The organism is Sphingomonas sp. MM-1, assembly GCF_000347675.2.
GTDB classification, from domain to species: domain Bacteria; phylum Pseudomonadota; class Alphaproteobacteria; order Sphingomonadales; family Sphingomonadaceae; genus Sphingomonas_E; species Sphingomonas_E fennica.
Window position 1 is genome coordinate 1,231,438 of record NC_020561.1, and the last position, 16,547, is coordinate 1,247,984.

Here is a 16,547-nt window from a genome sequence, read left to right on the forward strand (position 1 = left end):
CATGGACCGTCTGATCTACAGCTCGCTCTCGGCGATGCGTGGCGCGATGGCGCGCCAGGCGACGACCGCGAACAACCTGGCCAATGCCAACACCACCGGCTTCCGCGCCGAGATGGCATCGGTCCGGCCGCTGTGGATCCAGGCGGCCGGCGGTCGCAACGGCGGCCTCGAAACCCGCGCCGCCGCGTCGGAGGAGGTCGTCTCCGCCGATATGCGCGGCGGCGCCGTCACCGAAACGGGGCGCAACCTCGATATCGCGCTGGACGGCGATGCGCTGCTCGCCGTCCAGGCGCAGGATGGCGAGGAATCCTATACCCGCCGGGGCGATCTCGCGATCTCGCCGGGCGGGCTGCTCGTCACCGGCGATGGCGCGCCCGTGCTCGGGGAGACCGGGCCGATCACCATGCCGCCGGCCGACGACATCAGGATCGATGCGCAGGGCGTGATCTGGTATCGCGCGCAGGGCGCCGATCCGATCCAGCCGATGCAGCAGCTCGACCGGCTGAAGCTGGTGAGCCCCACGGGATCGCGCATCGCCAAGGGGCTGGACGGCCTGTTCCGGGTGGAAGGCGGCGGCGCGCTGCCATCCGATCCCGAAGCGCGCGTCACCGCCGGCAGCCTCGAAGGCTCCAACGTCAACGCCACCCAGGCTCTGGTCGACATGATCGACGCCAGCCGCGCCTGGGAAATGCAGATCAAGCTCGTCACCACCGCCAAGGAACTCGACAATTCCGGGGCGGATCTCATGCGCCTGCCCGATTGAGGCGAGGGGCCGAAAGGATAGCCGCTCATGACCAACGCCGCCCTCCATGTCGCCCGCACCGGGCTGGACGCGCAGAACCTCAGGATGCGCGTGATCGCGAACAACCTCGCGAACGTGAACACCACCGGTTTCAAGCGCGATCGCGCCAGCTTCGAAACGCTGGCCTATCAGGCGATCACCGCGCCGGGCGCGCCGTCCTCGCAGGACAATAAATATGCCACCGGCCTGTCGCTGGGATCGGGCGTGCAGGTGAAGGGCACCGCCAAGATCGATACGCAGGGCACGCTGCAGACGACGGGCGACGCGCTGGACATGGCGATCGAGGGCGCGGGCTTCTTCCAGGTGGAGATGCCGGACGGCCGCACCGCCTACACCCGCGCGGGCGACTTCAAGCTTTCCGGCGAAGGCACGATCGTCACGGACGATGGCATGCCGCTGATCCCGCAGGTGCAGGTGCCCGAAGGCACCCAATCGATCACCATCGGCGCCGACGGGACCATATCGGCGCAGCTGCCCGGCCAATCGGATCTTCAGGAGCTGGGCCGGATCGAGCTCGCCCGCTTCACCAATCCGGCGGGGCTGGAATCGCTCGGCAACAATCTGATGGCCGAAACCCCCGCATCGGGCGCGCCGCAGGTCGGCACCGCCGGCCTCGATGGGCGCGGCTCGATCCGCCAGGGGTCGCTCGAAGCCTCCAACGTCAACGTCGTCGAGGAACTCGTCGACATGATCGAGACCCAGCGCGCCTACGAGGTCAATTCCAAGATGATCAAGGCGACGGACGAGATGCTGCAATATGTCAACCAGCAGTTCTGATCCGATGGCCCGGCGCATCCTCCTCGGCCTCGTCGCCGCCGCGCTCGTCGCCCAGCCGGCATCGGCCGGGCTGTTCGGCCGCAAGCAGCCCAAGGCGGATTACGCGCCGGTCTATGCCCCGCCCCCGCCGCCGCCGCCCGCCAACGGCGCGATCTTCCAGGCGGCGAACGGCTATGCCCCCCTCACCAGCGGCCAGCGCGCCGCGATGGTGGGCGACGTGCTGACGATCGTGCTGGTCGAACGCACCCAGGCGAGCAAGAGCGCCGCCTCCAGCACCGATCGTTCGGGCGATATCGGCCTCACGCCGCCGTCCACCGGCCCGCTCTCCTTCTTCAAGCCATCGGACGTGGCGGCAAGCGGCGGTGCCAGCTTCGACGGCAAGGGTGCCGCCACCCAGTCCAACGCGCTTTCGGGCGAGATCAGCGTGACGATCGCGGCGGTCTATCCCAACGGCACCTATCTGGTGCGCGGGGAAAAGCTGCTGACGCTCAATCGCGGGGACGAGACGATCCGCATCTCCGGCCTCGTCCGCGCCGCGGACATCAGCGTGGACAATCGCGTGCTTTCCACCCGCGTCGCCGATGCCCGCATCGCCTATGCCGGCAAGGGCGATGTCGCGCGTGCCAGCAAGCCGGGCTGGCTCAGCCACTTCTTCTCCATCGTCAGCCCTTTCTGAGGATCACCGGATGCTCCGCCTCGTCCTCGCAGCCTTTACGGCCTTGATCCTCGCCGCCGCGCCCGCGCAAGCGGAGCGGATCAAGGATCTCGGCACCTTCCAGGGCGTCCGCCCCAACCAGCTCACCGGTTACGGCATCGTCGTCGGTCTCGCCGGCACGGGCGACGACAGCCTGGAATATGCGACGCAGGCGATGAAGGGCGTGGCCTCCCGCTTCGGCCTGAACCTGCCGGCCGGCATCAACCCTCAGCTCAAGAACGCTGCCGCCGTCATGATCACGGCGGAGTTGCCCGCCTTCGCCAAGCCCGGCCAGCGGCTGGACATCACAGTGTCCGCGCTGGGCAAGGCCAAGTCGCTGCGCGGCGGCACGCTGCTGATGGCCCCGCTCGCGGGTGCGGACGGGCAGGTCTATGCGATGGCGCAGGGCAATCTCGCCGTCGGCGGCCTCGGCATCGATGCGGCGGACGGATCGAAGCTCACCGTCAACATCCCCACTTCGGGCCGCATTCCGGGCGGTGCCACGGTGGAGCGCGCGGTCGACGCGGGCTTTGCCAACGCCCCCTATCTCACCTTCAACCTCGCCGAGGCCGATCTCACCACCGCCGGCCGGGTCGCCAACGCGGTGAACGGCGCGCTCGGCGCCGGCCGCGCCCGCGCGGTCGATGCCGTCACGATCGAGATCAGCGCCGCCGCCGGGGCCGAGGCGCGCACCGCCTTGATGGGCCAGATCGAAAACCTGCCCGTCGATCCGGCGGATGCGCCTGCCCGCGTCATCGTCAACGCCCGCACCGGCACCGTCGTCATCAACGGCGCGGTCCGCATCGCGCCGGCCGCCGTCAGCCACGGCAAGCTCACCGTGCGGGTGGACGAGGACCCGCGCGTCATCCAGCCGGCCCCCTTCTCGCGCGGGCGGACCGAGATCGAACCCTCCAGCACCATCGCCGTGGAGGAGGAGCGCCGGCCGATGTTCGATTTCCGCCCCGGCGCCAGCCTGGCCGATATCGTGAAGTCGGTGAACGCCATCGGCGCCTCGCCCGCCGATCTCGTCGCCATCCTCGAAGCGCTGAAGCAGGCCGGCGCGATGAAGGCGGAGCTGATCGTGCTATGACGACGCCCCTCTCCTCCGGCCTGCCGCTCAGCCCCGCCATCGGCCTTGGCGGCAAGCAGGCCGATCAGGCCGCGCTCAAGGCCGCCGCCCGCCAGTTCGAGGCCGTGTTCCTCCGCCAGATGATCGGCGCGATGCGGCAGGCGAGCCTGGGCGACGACATATTGGGCTCCTCCGCCGGCGATCAGTTCCGCGACATGGCCGACGCGCGCACCGCCGATGCGATGGCGGAAAAGGGCGCGATCGGCATCGCCGACATGCTGATCGCCCAGTTCCAGCCCAAGGCCCCGGCATCAACGCTTCCTAAAGATTCGCCCGGCCCCGCCGTAGAGACTGGCAAATGAGCGATCTTCTCAGCATCGGCGCCTCGGGCATATCGGCCTACAAGACGGCCCTTTCCGCGATCAGCGACAATGTCGCCAATGCGGAGACGCCCGGCTTCACCCGGCGCTCGACCGCCCAGCGCGAACAGCTCACCGCCCTGCCGATGACGCCGGTCTATCGCGGCAACATGGTCTTTTCCGGCACGCAGATCACCGCGATCACCCGGGCCTATGACCAGTTCCGCGATCAGGAGGCCCGCGCCGCCAGCGCCGAGGCCGGCAGCGCGGAGGCCCGCGCCCGCTGGCTGCAGACGGCGGAAAACGCGCTGGACGATGGCGATGCCGGCATCGGCGCGCGGCTAACCGCCTTCTTCAACGCCGCCGATGCGCTCGCTTCCGATCCCGCCAACCCCATGCCCCGCCAGGCGCTGCTGTCGGCGCTCGACGCCGCCGCCGGCGCCTTCCGCACCGCCGCCGGCGGACTGGCCACCACCGCCACCGGCATCGCCAAGGAAGCGCAGGCCCATGTCGACGCGGTGAACGGCAGCCTCGCGGCGCTGGCCAAGGTCAACCTCGCGCTCATGCGTTCCGAACCCGGCACCGCCGCGCAGGCGAGCCTGCTCGACGAACGCGACCGGCTGGTGGACGACATCTCCGGCCGGCTGGATATCGATGCCAGCTATGGGGCGGACGGCACCGCCACCCTCACGCTCGCCGGCAACAAAGCGGCCAAGCTGCTTTCCGGCGTCATGGCCAATCCCATCGCGGTGGCCCAGGCGGCCAACGGCACGCTCACCCTCTTCGCCTCGGTGGGGGACGGCACCCAGTCCGTCCCGCTGGCCGGCGGCGCGATCGGAGGGCTGATCGACGTCGCCGCCACCGTTGCCGATCGCCGCGCCAGCCTGGATGCGATCGCCACGGATTTTGCCGCCACGGTCAATGGCTGGTCGGCCGCCGGCCGCGATGCCGCCGGCAATCCCGGCCAGCCGCTGCTCGCCATCGGCGCCACCGGCGCGGCCTCGCTCGCCATCGCCACCACCGATCCCGCGGCCGTCGCCGCCGCATCGGCCGATGGCACGCCCAACGGCAACCTCATCGCCCTCCAGTCGCTGCGGAGCGGCGGGGCGGAGGATCGCATGGCGGCCCTCGTCGCCGGCCATGCCCAGGCCACCGCACAGGCGCTCACCCAGGCCGATGTCACTGCTACACGCAGGGATGCGGCGCTGATCGCACGGGCGGAGGTGACGGGAATCGATCTCGATCGCGAAGCAGCGGAGTTGATCCGCTTCCAGCAAGCCTATAATGGTTCCGCGCGGATAATTCAGGTCGCCCGCGAAACGCTACAAGCCATTCTGGATTTGTTCTGAGGCGACCGGCACGATGATCAACAACACCCGCTATCACCTTTCGGCAGAAATCTCGCGCCAGCAGAAGCTTGCCGCCCAGATCGCGCGCGCGCAGGCCGATCTGTCGAACGAGACCCGGCTGCAGCGCGCGTCGGACGATCCCGCCGCTTCCGCCCGAGTCGCCGACATCCGCCGCGCCCAGGCGAACGAGGGGGTGTGGGCGAAGAATGTCGATGCCGCCTCCGCGCTCGCCACCCGCGCCGATACCACGCTGGGCAGCGTCGCCAACGCGCTCGATCGCGCGCGGGAGCTGATGACCGCCGCCAACAGCGGCACCTATAGCGACGAAGACAGGAAGGCGATGGCGATCGAGCTGCGCTCCATCGCCGCCGAGATCGCCGAGCTTTCGCAAACCAAGGATTCGCGCGGCCAGCCGCTCTTCCCCGCCGGCGATTCGCTCGCCGTGCCGATCGGCCCCGGCCTGTTCATCGCGCCCTCCGTCTCGCAGGACGGGCTGTTCACCAACGTCGCCACCGCCAGCGGTGGCACCAAGGATCTGGCCGCCATCGTCAGCGATGCGGCGAACGCGATCGAGCAGCCGGACGCCGCGTTGCGCAACGCGGCGATGGCCGATGTGATCGGCGCCACCGAAACCGTCACCGCCGCCCGCGCCGATCAGGGCGTCCGCGCCGCCCGCCTCGATACCGCGCGCGAACGCTTCGCCAATTCGGGCCTCGTGCTGGCGGAGGAGCGCAGCAAGCTGGAGGATACCGACGTCACCGAAACGGTGGCGAAGCTCCAGGCCAAGCAATTGTCGCTGGAGGCCGCCCAGGCCGCCTTCGCCCGCATCAACCGGCAGACCCTGTTCGACCTGCTGGGCTGATCGAGGTCCGATCGGCGCGGGCGGGCCATCGGCAGCGCCCGTGCGCCTCGATCAATCGCGCGCCATCGCCGCGGCGAGCGCCTGCTCGACATCCAGATAATGGTCGTCGGCCACATCGAACACGACCTTTTCGATCCTGCCGCCGGAAAAGGCGAAGCCGGAGCCATATTCGCTGCTGACCGCATCGCCGGCATCGCGGCCGATCGCCAGGCCCTCCCCGCACAGCGCATAACGGCCGGATTGGGTGCGGAAATCGCCCGCCGCGGCGGCATTGTCGTCGACATATAGCGTCATCTTGCCCAGCGCCTCGGCATAGTCGCCATGGCCCGTCTTCTCGAACTCGACACCAACGATGTGCTTGCCAAGCGCGGGCGCGTCACAGCTCAGCCGCTGCTCCGGCGGGATGCCCAGGAAATTATAGGCGAAGATGAGCTTGCCGCCCTTCACGAACAGCGAATAGCCGCCAAAGCGCGAACCCTGCGCAAAGATTATGCCCTCCGTCTCGCCGGTAAATTCCACTTCGGCCAGCGCCTTGAACGAGGCGCCCAGCGTGCGGGCCGCCGATGCCTCGGGCACCTCGGTCGTGTTCGGATAATAGACGTAGCGCCCGCTCTTGAGCGGGGCGGCATGGAACTCCGCCGCGTGCATCCCCACCACGCCGAGGTCGATCAGCGGCAGGACGTTGTTTTTCCTCGCCTCCTCCAGCCAGAGGTCCTGCAGCTCCTTGAGCTTCCCCGGATTCCCGGCGGCAAGATCATGCGCCTCCGCGCGATCCTCCTCCGTGTGGAAGAGCTGCCAGACATCCTTGTCGAAATTGCCCTGGTCGGATGGCAGCGGGCCATGCTGGGCCGCGGCTTTCCAGCCCTTGTGCCAGATGCCGCGTGTGCCGCACATCTCGTAATATTGGGTTTCCTTGGTGGTCGGCGCCCCGGCATCGTCGAAGCTGTATTTCATCGATACGCCCGCCAGCGGCGCCTGCTTCACCCCGTCGATCTCATCGGGCATCGGCACGCCGCAGCATTCGAGGATGGTGGGCACGATATCCGTGCAGTGATGATATTGGTGGCGCACCTCGCCCCTGGCCCCGATCCCCTTGGGCCAGTGGATCACCAGCGGATCGCAGGTGCCGCCGCTGTATGAGGCGTAACGCTTGAACATCCGGTAGGGCGTCGAGAAGGCCACCGCCCAGCCCGTCGGATAATGATTATAGGTGTCCGGCGATCCGAGCTTGTCGATCATCGCCATGTTGCTTTCCAGATCGTCCGGATAGCCGTTGAAGAAGCGGTTTTCGTTGACCGATCCGTTGGGCGATCCCTCGCCCGAGGCACCGTTGTCCGCGCAGTAGAAGATCAGCGTGTTGTCGAGCTGGCCCGATTCCTCGAGATAGTCGATCAGCCGGCCGATCTGGACGTCGGTATATTCGGACAAGGCGGCATAGACTTCCGCCATGCGGCTGAAGAGCCTCTTTTCGTCGGCGGTCAGCGTGTCCCAGGGGCGCACGCTGTCGGCTTCGGGAAGCACGCCTTCGGGCAGCGGATTGATCGGCGTCAGCTCCGTGCCTTCGGGCAGGATGCCGCGTTCGATCATCCGGGCCAGCACCCATTCGCGATAGGCCTCGTATCCGTCGTCGAACCTGCCCTTATATTTGTCGATATATTCCTGCGGCGCATGATGCGGGGCGTGGTTTGCGCCGGGGCAATACCACATGTACCAGGGCTTTTCGGGATCGGATTGCCGGGTGTCGCGGATGAAGGTGATGGCCTTGTCGGCAATGTCCCTCGAGAAATGATAGCCCTCTTCGGGCTGGTAGGGCTGGTCGACGAAATGATTGTCCTCGATCAGTTCGGGATACCATTGGTTGGTCTCGCCGCCGATGAAGCCATAGAAGCGATCATAACCAAGGCCCAGCGGCCATGCCTTCTTGCTGGCGCCGATGCTGAAGGCATCGACCGGCACATTGTGGTTCTTGCCGATCCAGAAGGTGCTGTAGCCGGCGTTGCGCAGGATATGCGCGATGGTGCCGTTCTCCAGCGGGATATGGCCGTTATAGCCGGGAAAGCCGGTCGCCGCCTCGGAAATGGTGCCGAAGCCGTTGGCGTGGTGGTTGCGCCCGGTGAGGAAGCAGGACCGCGTCGGCGAGCAAACCGCCGTCGTGTGCCATTGCGTATAGGTCAGCCCGTTCTTCGCCAGCCTGTCCATCGTCGGCATGCTGATCCCGCCGCCATAAGGCGACCATGCGGCCTGGCCGGTATCGTCATAGAGGATGACCAGCACGTTGGGGGCGCCCTCGGGTGCCTTCTGCGCCAGAAAGGCATCCCAATCGGCCGTGGAATTGCGGACGTCTAGCTCGATCTTTCCCTGGAACGGACGCGGCATGGCACACCTCCTCGATTCCGGATCGAGGCTAAGCCTTCCCAAACCGTCCAGCCATCGGTGCAAACCCGGATAGAGCGACCGGATATCCAAGGAGCGTGCGGCGGCTATTCATGGCCCAGGTCGCCATGGGCATGCGGCTTGGCGTGGCCCCCGGTCCGCAGATAGCGCCGGTCGATCTCCTCGATCAGCCCGTCCGCGTCCCGCCCGCCGGCATATCGCAGCAGTTCGTCGACCTTGGCCTCCAGCCGGTCGTCATTCTCCTTGGATGCGGGCGATCCGATGTAGAGGAAATAAGCGAGGCCCACGACCTGCCAGATCAGCTGGAGGAATTCGGACTGCCAGTTTTCGAACGTGTCCCGCGCCATTTCGAAGAGATAGGACGACATCTCGGGGGACTGGTGATGCGCCCTCGCCTCATCGACAAAGGCAAACCAGCCGAAAATCCAATGGCCTGCGATCGAAATCAGGAAAAACGCGGCCGTGATCCAGCCATAGGCATAACGTTTCATATCCTCTCTCCCGGCTTGCCGTGAGGCTGTTCAACGCCGGCCGGTTGAGGGCGGGTTCATCATCTGCGCCAACAGGCGCATATCCGGGCCGGGATGATTGGGACGAACGTGCCTGGATGGATGCTGCCACGCGAGACTTATGGCCTGTTGACGCCCTAAAAAAGGAGGGGAGAGGAATACGGAACCCGAGCGCGAGGCCGCTCTACGATCCCTATCGCGGTGGCGGGCAGCCGGTCAGGGTGACCGGAAAGGACCGAGGCGGCGGCCGTATAGACGCCCGGCGATGCGAGGTCCGGCCCGCCCGCATCTTTCCGCCGCCGCCCGCAATAATTTTCCACCTAACGCCCCTTTAAGCATAAAGACCGCCAAAGCCGGCCGTTAACCCTCATCGAAGGCCGGTGATTTCGTTGGAATCCCGCCTGCCAGCTCGGGCTTCGAAGGGGGATTCATGTTCGCGGCGATCGGTCTCGTGGTTCTGCTGGCGATGGTTTTCGGGGGTTTCGCCTTCACCGGCGGCGATCTGGCCCCCGTGCTGCATGCGATCCCGCACGAAATGCTCATCATCGGCGGCGCCGCGATCGGCGCCGTCATCGCCGGCAATTCGATGAAGGAGCTGAAGCAACTCGGCGGCGGGCTTGCCAAGGTGTTCAAGGGCGCGCGCTACAACCGGCAGGATTATCTCGACACGATCTTCCTCGTCTCGCGGCTGATGAAGATGCTGCGCACCGACGGCCCCGTCGCGCTGGAGCCGCATATCGAGGATCCAAAATCCTCCGCCCTGTTCCAGGAATATCCCAAGCTGATGAAGGACGACACGCTCGTCCACCTCATCACCGATACGCTGCGCCTCGTCGTCGTCTCCTCCGGCACGCTCGATCCGCACGCCGTGGAGGAGGTGATGGATAATGCGCTGAAGACGCACCATCATGACGATATCCGCCCGGCGGACATGCTCCAGAACCTCGCCGATGCGCTGCCCGCCCTCGGCATCGTCGCCGCCGTGCTGGGCGTGGTGAAGACGATGGGATCGATCGACAAGCCGCCGGCGATCCTGGGCGGCATGATCGGATCGGCGCTGGTCGGCACCTTTCTGGGCGTGCTGCTGGCCTATGGCATCGTCGGCCCCTTCGCCAGCCGCTGCCGGCAGGTGATCGAAAGCGATGCCGCCATCTATCATGTGGTGAAGCAGATCATCATCGCCTCGCTGCACGGCCACCCGCTGCCGCTGGTGATCGAGGCCGCCCGTTCCAGCATCAGCCATTCGAACCAGCCGGCCTTCGCCGACGTGTTCGACGGCATGCGCGGGCGCTGATCCATGGCGAGCGCAGCCCCCAAGCGCGGCCGGAACGAGCCCGAGCCCCGCCCCGTCATCATCGTCAAGAAGATCGTCGAAGGCGGCCATGGCGGCCATCATGGCGGCGCCTGGAAGGTGGCCTATGCCGATTTCGTGACGGCGATGATGGCCTTCTTCCTCCTCCTTTGGATTCTGGGCGCGACCACGGAGAAGCAGCGCAAGGGCATCGCCGACTATTTCTCGCCCACGCTGGTCGAGATGCGGCAAAAGAGCGCCGGCTCCAACGGCCCCTTCGGCGGCGATTCGATCGTCGCGAAGGACAATTACCCCCATGCCGCGACGCAGACGGGCAGCCGGGGCCTCACCATCCCCAAGGACATGACCGGCGGCGCCAAGGAAGGCGCGGCCGCCGTCCGCTCGCGCGATCGCGCCCGTTTCGCGGCGCTGGCCAAGCAGCTCGAGGCGCGGATGAAGGCCGATCCCCGGCTGGCGCGGCTGCGCAAGAACATCCGCATGGTCGAAACGCGCGAAGGCCTGCGCATCGATCTGGTGGACGAGGCCGATTTCGCGATGTTCGCGCTGGGGACGGACAAATTGCTCCCCGATGCGCGGGAGCTGGTGGGCGAGGTCGCCCACGCCATCCAGGGCGTGCCCAACGACGTCATCGTGCGCGGCCACACCGATGCCCTGCCCTACGCCGCCGGCCGCAGCGTCAACAACTGGACGCTCTCCACCGCGCGGGCGGAGGCGACCCGGCAGGCGCTGGGGCTGTCGGGCCTGCCCGGCGATCGCTTCGCCCGGATCGAGGGCGTCGCCTCGCGCGAGCCCTATGTGCCTTCCAACCTCTATGATCCGCGCAACCGCCGCATGTCGATCACGCTGGCATGGAGCGCGGGCGGCGTGGAGCAGCCCCCGCTCGACGACGCGCAGCCCATCGATGCCGGCCGCTCGGTGGAGCTGGCCCAGGCCGAAGAAACCCCGCTCCGCCGCAGCACGCCCTGATCGGGCGGCGGACCATCCGCAGATGCCGCCGCAAACCGGTCTCTCAGCCGCGCGGGTGATAAAAGTCGTAGATCGCCCGCGCCATCGCCTTCGACACCCCAGGCGCCCGTTCCAGATCCTCCAGCGCCGCGCCGCGCACCGCCTTGGCGGTGCCGAAATGCATCAGCAGCGCCTTCTTCCGCGCCGGGCCGATGCCGGGCACCTCGTCCAGTGGGCTAGCGGTGAATGCCTTGGCCCGCTTCGCCCGGTGCGCCCCGATCGCGAAGCGATGCGCCTCGTCGCGGATGCGCTGGAGGTAGAATAATGTCGGCGAATTGAGCGGCAGCATCGATTCCCGCCCATCCGGCAGATGGAAATGCTCCCGCCCGGCGTTGCGGTCCGGCCCCTTCGATATGCCGACCACCGGCACATCCTCCACACCCGCTTCCTGCAGCACCCGGCACACGGCGGAAACCTGGCCCTTGCCGCCGTCGATCAGCAGCAGATCGGGCCATTCGCCGGAGGTGCGGTCCGGGTCTTCCTTCTCCAGCCGGGCGAAGCGGCGTTCCAGCACCTCGCGCATCATCGCGAAGTCGTCGCCGGCCGTGGTCTCCGCGCGCTTGATGTTGAACTTGCGATACTGGTTCTTGCGGAACCCCTCCGGCCCCGCGACGATCATCGCGCCCACCATGTTGGTGCCCATGATGTGGCTGTTGTCATACACCTCGATGCGGCCAGGCGGGCCGTCCAGCTCGAACAGGTCGGCGATCTCCTGGAAGATGCGGCCCTGGGTGGTGGATTCGGCCAGCCGGCGGTCGATCGCCTCCTCAGCATTGCGGCGGGCCTGCTCCATCAGCTTGCGCTGCTCGCCCCGCTGCGGAACCTTCAGCACCACCTTGCGGCCGGCGCGTTCGGACAGCGCCTCCTCGACCAGCCCGGCATCGTCCGCCAGCGGGCGATCGATCAGCACGAGGCGGGCGGGCGGCACCTCCTCGTAAAATTGCATCAGGAAGCTTTCGAGCACCTCCTCCTCGGGCACCTCGGCCGTGTGGGCGGGGAAGAAGCTGCGATGGCCCCAATTCTGCCCGCCCCGGATGAAGAAGGCCTGGATGCCGATCAGCCCCTGCTTGGCGCAGAGCGCGAAGACATCGGCGTCGCCCACGCCCTCCGCATTGATCGCCTGGGCGGACTGAATGAAGGTGAGCGCGCGCAGCCGATCGCGGAACACGGCCGCCAGCTCGAAATCCATGGCCTCGGCCGCCGCCGTCATCGCCGCACCAAGCTTCTTCTGCACCTCGGTCGACTTGCCGGCCAGGAACGCCTTGGCATCCTCGACCAGCTCGCCATAGGCATCGGCCGAGATACGGTCGACGCAGGGCGCCGAGCAGCGCTTGATCTGGTAGAGCAGGCACGGCCGATCGCGATTGGCGAAGAAGCTGTCGGTGCAGCTCCTGAGCAGGAACAGCTTCTGCAGCGCGTTCAGCGTCCGCGTCACCGAACCGGCGCTGGCGAAGGGCCCGTAATATTGCCCCTTGGCCCGGCGGGCGCCGCGATGCTTCTGGATGCGCGGAAAGGCGTGGTCCTCGCGCAGCAGGATGAAGGGGAAGCTTTTGTCGTCGCGCAGCAGGACGTTGTAGGGCGGGCGGTAGCGCTTGATGAGCTGCGCTTCCAGCAGCAGCGCCTCCGCCTCGGTATTGGTGGTGACGATCGTCATCGACCGGGTCTGCGCCACCATCCGCTGCAGCCGCTTCGGCAGGCGCGCGACCTGGGTATAGTTGGCGACGCGATTCTTCAGCGCCCGCGCCTTGCCGACATAGAGCACGTCGCCGCGCGCATCCTGCATGCGATAGACGCCGGGCCGCACCGGCAGCGTCTTCAGCACGTTGCGGATCGCGGCGACACCGGCTTCCAGATCGGGCTTGTCCGATCCGCGCACGGTGTAGACGGATTTCTCTTCGTTGAATCTATCGGGGGTCGGCGTATCGTTCACGCTGCCGATTTAGGCCGGCCCCGCCCGCTATGCCAGCCCGGCCGATGCCGATCCGCTTCCCGGACCCAAAAAGCGAAACGCCACCCCGGCCGGGCCGGGATGGCGTTCATCGCAATGGCGATCGTGCGGCGGGGCCGCTCGCGCCGTCAGTTCAGCCGGGCCGATCCCAGGCCGGAGATGGTCTTGTCCACCAGCGCCCTGTCGGCCGTGGCATCATGGCCCTTGGCGATCAGGCTGGCGGCCGCAGCGGTCGCGGCGGCGGCGGCCTTGGTGCGGACCTCGGCGATCGCGGTGCGCTCGGCGGCGGCGATCTTGTCCTCCGCCATCTTGCCGCGCCGCTCGATCAGCGCAGAGGCATCGTCCTTCGCCTTGGCGACGATACCTTCGGCTTCCTCGCGCGCATGGGCGATCATCGCTTCCGCCTCGGTCGCGGCTTCGGCAGCCTTGCGCTGATATTCGGCCTTCAGCGCTTCCGCCTCGGCGCGAAGCCTGGATGCCTCGTCCAGCTGGATGCGGATCGACGCGATCTTCTTGTCGAGCGCGTTGCCGATCAGCGCCGGCACCTTCTTCGCGATCATCAGCACGATCACGGCGATCATCGCGAGGGCGACCCACGCGGTGGCGTTCATGCCCAGCGCGGTCGGCTCGACATGCTCGGCCGCGCCGCCATGGGCTTCCGTGGCGGCCACATAGTCATTGCCCTCGATATGATGGGCGATGTCCTCGGCGGCGATCGCGGTATTGGCGTCAAGCGCCATGGTCTGGGCCTCCTCAGCCATTGGCCAGAGCGGCTGCCACCGCACCGGCGGCTTCGTCGCGGCTTACCGTCGCGCCCGAAACCTTGGAGACGATATCCTGCGCGGCCTCGGCCGCGACCTCGGCGATCCCGGCCAGCGCCTCCGCCTGGGCGGCGGCAATGCGGGCGTCCGCCTCGGCGATCTTCGCTGCCAGCTCGGCATCGGCCGCCTTGACGCGGACCTCCGCGTCGCGGGCGGCTTCGGCCTTGGCTTCCTGCGTCGCCTTCTGCGCTGCGGCGCGGGCCGCATCGATGCGGGCGCGATAGGCGGCCTCGGTCTCGTCCGCCTCGGCATGCGCCTTGTGGGCGGCGGCGATATCGTCAGCGATCTTGCCGTCACGGGATTCCACCGTCGCCTGGATCCGGGGCAGCATGGCCCTGCCGATCACGAAATAGATCAGGCCGAACGTGACGAGCAGCCAGAAGATCTGGGACGCGTAGGTCTCAACGATCTGGGCGATCTGGGGCATGGAAAATCCCGCTCGAAAATAGGACGGAGCCGGCCGGGGCCGGCCCCGAGATCAGTTCTGTTACGCGACGAAAACCAGGATCACCGCGACGACGAACGCGAGCAGGCCCAGAAGTTCGGCGGCGGCGAAGCCGATGAACAGGCGGCCCTGCTGGCTGTCGGCCGCGGCCGGGTTGCGCAGCGCGCTTTCGAGGAACGAAGCGAAGACGTTGCCCACGCCGAGCGCGGCCATGCCAACGCCAATGGCGGCCAGACCGGCACCGAGCAGCTTCGCGGCTTCTGCGTCCATGATAAACTCCCTTGTCGAAATCGTTGATAGGTTACGTGAAAACTCAGTGCAGGTTGATCGCGTCGTTCAGGTAGAGCGAGGCGAGCAGTGCAAAGACATAAGCCTGGATGGCGCACACCAGCAGTTCGAGCAGGGTGATGCCGATCATCAGGACGAAGCTGGGGATCGAGACGATCAGCGCGGTGCCGATGCCGGCATTGGCGCCGCTGATGACGAAGCCCGCCAGCACCTTGAGCAGGATGTGGCCCGCCGTCATCGCCACGAACAGTCGCAGGCCGAGCGAGAAGGGGCGCACCAGGAAGGAGAAAAGCTCGATCACGAACAGCAGCGGCACCATCAGCATCGGCGTGCCCTGCGGCACGAACAGCGAGAAGAAGTGCAGCCCGTGCTTGCCGAAGCCGACGATCAGCACGATCGCGAAGGTGATGATCGCCAGCACGCCCGTGACGGTGAGATGGCTGGTGACGGTGAAGGCGTGGAGGCCGGGCACGATGCCCAGCGGCAGCATGCCGACGAGGTTCGCGACCAGGATGAACATGAAGAGCGAGAAGACATAGGGCGTGAAGGCCTTGCCCTTCGGCCCGATATTCGCGTGCATCATGTTGGCGATGAAGCCGGTGCAGCCTTCCACCGCCGCCTGCCAGCGGCCGGGCACCAGCTCGCGCTTCATGCCGCCCAGCATGAACAGCCAGATGCAGGCCAGCGTGACCACCATGAACAGCGCCGAATTGGTGAAGGCGATGTTGTAGCCCGCAATCTCCCAGGTCCGACCGAACAGAGGTTCGATCAGGAACTGGTGCATCGGATCGATCTTGCCGCCTTCTGCCGCCACCTTGGCCCCCGCTTATGCGCCGAGCGCCCGAATCACTCCGGGCGCTCGTTGGAGATTCGAAAGATATTCCTGAAGGCGACCGCTATTCCAAGGAACAGCATCGCCAGCAGGAGCCAGGGCGCCGTGCCCAGCCAGCGGTCCAATACCCAACCGACCAGAGCACCCACGGCAGGACCAGCGATCAGCTCCGCCAGCACGCGATTTCCCTGGGAATATCCCCGTCCGGGCTTCGCCTGCTTGGTTCCGGTTCTGACCCTTTCCGCATCCGCCGCGACCTTCAACCGCTCATGGAGCGATGTCAGCCGGGCATCTTCGGTGCTGGGCGTTTCCTGCCCGGGTTCGTCCTTCGCCATGCCATCCCTCTCCTTATCGGAGCGCGCGACAGCCATGCCGACGAGCGATCCCGCCAAGGCGAGGCCCCTTTAGGTAGGGGGGGCACTCAAGTCAACCGCAGGGGTGGCCCGCCCTCCTTCTCCGTCCCTTCAGCCGCAATTGGCCGGCAGCGCGATCGGGCTCGAATCCTTCACCCGCCACACGCCGTCCGGCAGCAGATAGGCCTGCCCCGGCTTCACCCGACCACGCAGCGTCTGGCAGCCCACGGTCGCCGCCCATTCGCGCAGCGCCACGCCATGCTTGGCCGCCTGATCGGTATAGGCCGCACGCCGCTTGATATTGAGCGATTCGACGGCCGCGCGGACATCCGCGCCCACCGGCTTGGCGACGCCCAGATAGCCGTCGGACTGCTCGCCCACCTGGCCGGCGGCGATCGCGGCGGTCAGCGCGGCGTCGCCCGCCTGCGCCCAGGCATATCCGGCCATGCCCAGCGCCGCGGCGGCGGCCATGGCGATGAACGAAAGCTTGGTCTTGCGTGTCATTGCGGGAACAACTCCGGATTTTCGGTGATGAATTCCTGCGCATCCTTCTGGAGACGCACCACCACCTCCTGCTTCACGTTCACGTTGAGATTGATCTCAATCGGCTTTTCGGGCGCCTTCACCTGGATGCACCCACCGGCGAGCAGAACCGCCCCGCCGCAGAAAATCAAGCGCATCCCCCTCATCGACAATCCCGTTTTCCGTTCGCAATCATCGGCCTCTAT

General features: G+C 67.0%; 19 protein-coding genes. 9 read left to right on the forward strand and 10 right to left on the reverse strand.

Translation table 11 applies throughout. The annotated features are described in order from the left end of the window. The first annotated feature begins 1 nt into the window (after window position 1). From G432_RS06060 to G432_RS06090, 7 genes are read left to right on the forward strand one after another with little or no spacing between them, the layout of a single operon-like run. Window positions 2-763, forward strand: a complete 762-nt coding sequence (locus G432_RS06060) for a flagellar basal body rod protein FlgF (protein ID WP_015457943.1) — start codon at window positions 2-4, stop codon at window positions 761-763. A 27-nt stretch (window positions 764-790) separates the two neighbouring features. Next, entirely contained in the window at window positions 791-1,579 is a 789-nt protein-coding gene (gene flgG, locus G432_RS06065; RefSeq protein ID WP_015457944.1) for a flagellar basal-body rod protein FlgG, read from the forward strand. 4 nt (window positions 1,580-1,583) lie between these two features. Then, complete coding sequence (locus tag G432_RS06070) at window positions 1,584-2,255, forward strand: flagellar basal body L-ring protein FlgH (RefSeq protein WP_015457945.1); 672 nt, start codon at window positions 1,584-1,586, stop codon at window positions 2,253-2,255. Between the two features lie 10 nt (window positions 2,256-2,265). Further along, on the forward strand, window positions 2,266-3,363 hold the full coding sequence (locus G432_RS06075) for a flagellar basal body P-ring protein FlgI (protein WP_015457946.1): 1,098 nt from the start codon (window positions 2,266-2,268) through the stop codon (window positions 3,361-3,363). Next, entirely contained in the window at window positions 3,360-3,704 is a 345-nt protein-coding gene (locus G432_RS06080) for a rod-binding protein (RefSeq protein WP_015457947.1), read from the forward strand. Before G432_RS06075 ends, G432_RS06080 begins: the two co-directional genes overlap by 4 nt. Further along, on the forward strand, window positions 3,701-5,050 hold the full coding sequence (gene flgK, locus G432_RS06085) for a flagellar hook-associated protein FlgK (RefSeq protein ID WP_015457948.1): 1,350 nt from the start codon (window positions 3,701-3,703) through the stop codon (window positions 5,048-5,050). The genes G432_RS06080 and flgK overlap by 4 nt, the downstream gene beginning before the upstream one ends. A 13-nt stretch (window positions 5,051-5,063) precedes the next feature. Then, window positions 5,064-5,912, forward strand: coding sequence for a flagellin (locus G432_RS06090; protein WP_015457949.1), 849 nt, complete (start codon window positions 5,064-5,066; stop codon window positions 5,910-5,912). Between the two features lie 51 nt (window positions 5,913-5,963). On the opposite strand, the gene G432_RS06095 is transcribed toward G432_RS06090, so the two are convergent. Together G432_RS06095 and G432_RS06100 are read right to left on the reverse strand one after the other, a co-directional pair. Continuing rightward, on the reverse strand, window positions 5,964-8,288 hold the full coding sequence (locus G432_RS06095) for an arylsulfatase (RefSeq protein ID WP_015457950.1): 2,325 nt from the start codon (window positions 8,286-8,288) through the stop codon (window positions 5,964-5,966). A 104-nt stretch (window positions 8,289-8,392) separates the two neighbouring features. Next, on the reverse strand, window positions 8,393-8,797 hold the full coding sequence (locus G432_RS06100; RefSeq protein ID WP_015457951.1) for a DUF6766 family protein: 405 nt from the start codon (window positions 8,795-8,797) through the stop codon (window positions 8,393-8,395). A 448-nt stretch (window positions 8,798-9,245) separates the two neighbouring features. Between G432_RS06100 and motA the strand changes: the two genes are divergently transcribed. Both motA and G432_RS06110 read left to right on the forward strand, forming a co-directional pair. Next, window positions 9,246-10,109 carry a flagellar motor stator protein MotA gene (gene motA, locus G432_RS06105; protein WP_015457952.1) on the forward strand — a complete coding sequence of 288 codons (864 nt, stop codon included), beginning with the start codon at window positions 9,246-9,248 and terminating at the stop codon, window positions 10,107-10,109. Between the two features lie 3 nt (window positions 10,110-10,112). After that, window positions 10,113-11,093 carry a flagellar motor protein MotB gene (locus G432_RS06110; protein WP_015457953.1) on the forward strand — a complete coding sequence of 327 codons (981 nt, stop codon included), beginning with the start codon at window positions 10,113-10,115 and terminating at the stop codon, window positions 11,091-11,093. 43 nt (window positions 11,094-11,136) lie between these two features. On the opposite strand, the gene uvrC is transcribed toward G432_RS06110, so the two are convergent. The 8 genes from uvrC to G432_RS06150 all read right to left on the reverse strand — a co-directional run bounded on the left by uvrC (window position 11,137) and on the right by G432_RS06150 (window position 16,508). Continuing rightward, window positions 11,137-13,062: an excinuclease ABC subunit UvrC gene (uvrC, locus tag G432_RS06115; RefSeq protein ID WP_015457954.1), complete on the reverse strand. Its 1,926-nt coding sequence runs from the start codon at window positions 13,060-13,062 to the stop codon at window positions 11,137-11,139. A 146-nt stretch (window positions 13,063-13,208) separates the two neighbouring features. Then, window positions 13,209-13,841: a F0F1 ATP synthase subunit B family protein gene (locus tag G432_RS06120; RefSeq protein WP_041865192.1), complete on the reverse strand. Its 633-nt coding sequence runs from the start codon at window positions 13,839-13,841 to the stop codon at window positions 13,209-13,211. Continuing rightward, window positions 13,834-14,328, reverse strand: a complete 495-nt coding sequence (locus G432_RS06125) for a F0F1 ATP synthase subunit B family protein (RefSeq protein WP_015457956.1) — start codon at window positions 14,326-14,328, stop codon at window positions 13,834-13,836. The genes G432_RS06120 and G432_RS06125 overlap by 8 nt, the downstream gene beginning before the upstream one ends. 60 nt (window positions 14,329-14,388) lie before the next feature. Continuing rightward, window positions 14,389-14,616 carry a F0F1 ATP synthase subunit C gene (locus tag G432_RS06130; RefSeq protein WP_015457957.1) on the reverse strand — a complete coding sequence of 76 codons (228 nt, stop codon included), beginning with the start codon at window positions 14,614-14,616 and terminating at the stop codon, window positions 14,389-14,391. Window positions 14,617-14,659: 43 nt separating this feature from the next. Continuing rightward, window positions 14,660-15,448, reverse strand: a complete 789-nt coding sequence (locus tag G432_RS06135) for a F0F1 ATP synthase subunit A (RefSeq protein ID WP_015457958.1) — start codon at window positions 15,446-15,448, stop codon at window positions 14,660-14,662. Between the two features lie 32 nt (window positions 15,449-15,480). After that, entirely contained in the window at window positions 15,481-15,801 is a 321-nt protein-coding gene (locus tag G432_RS06140; RefSeq protein WP_041865193.1) for an AtpZ/AtpI family protein, read from the reverse strand. Between the two features lie 129 nt (window positions 15,802-15,930). After that, the gene (locus tag G432_RS06145) at window positions 15,931-16,323 is read right to left on the reverse strand and encodes a YdbL family protein (RefSeq protein ID WP_015457960.1); all 393 of its coding nucleotides are present in this window, start codon (window positions 16,321-16,323) and stop codon (window positions 15,931-15,933) included. Continuing rightward, a complete protein-coding gene (locus tag G432_RS06150) occupies window positions 16,320-16,508 on the reverse strand; it encodes a YnbE family lipoprotein (protein WP_041865194.1) in 189 nt (62 codons plus the stop codon). Before G432_RS06150 ends, G432_RS06145 begins: the two co-directional genes overlap by 4 nt. Window positions 16,509-16,547: the final 39 nt, after the last annotated feature.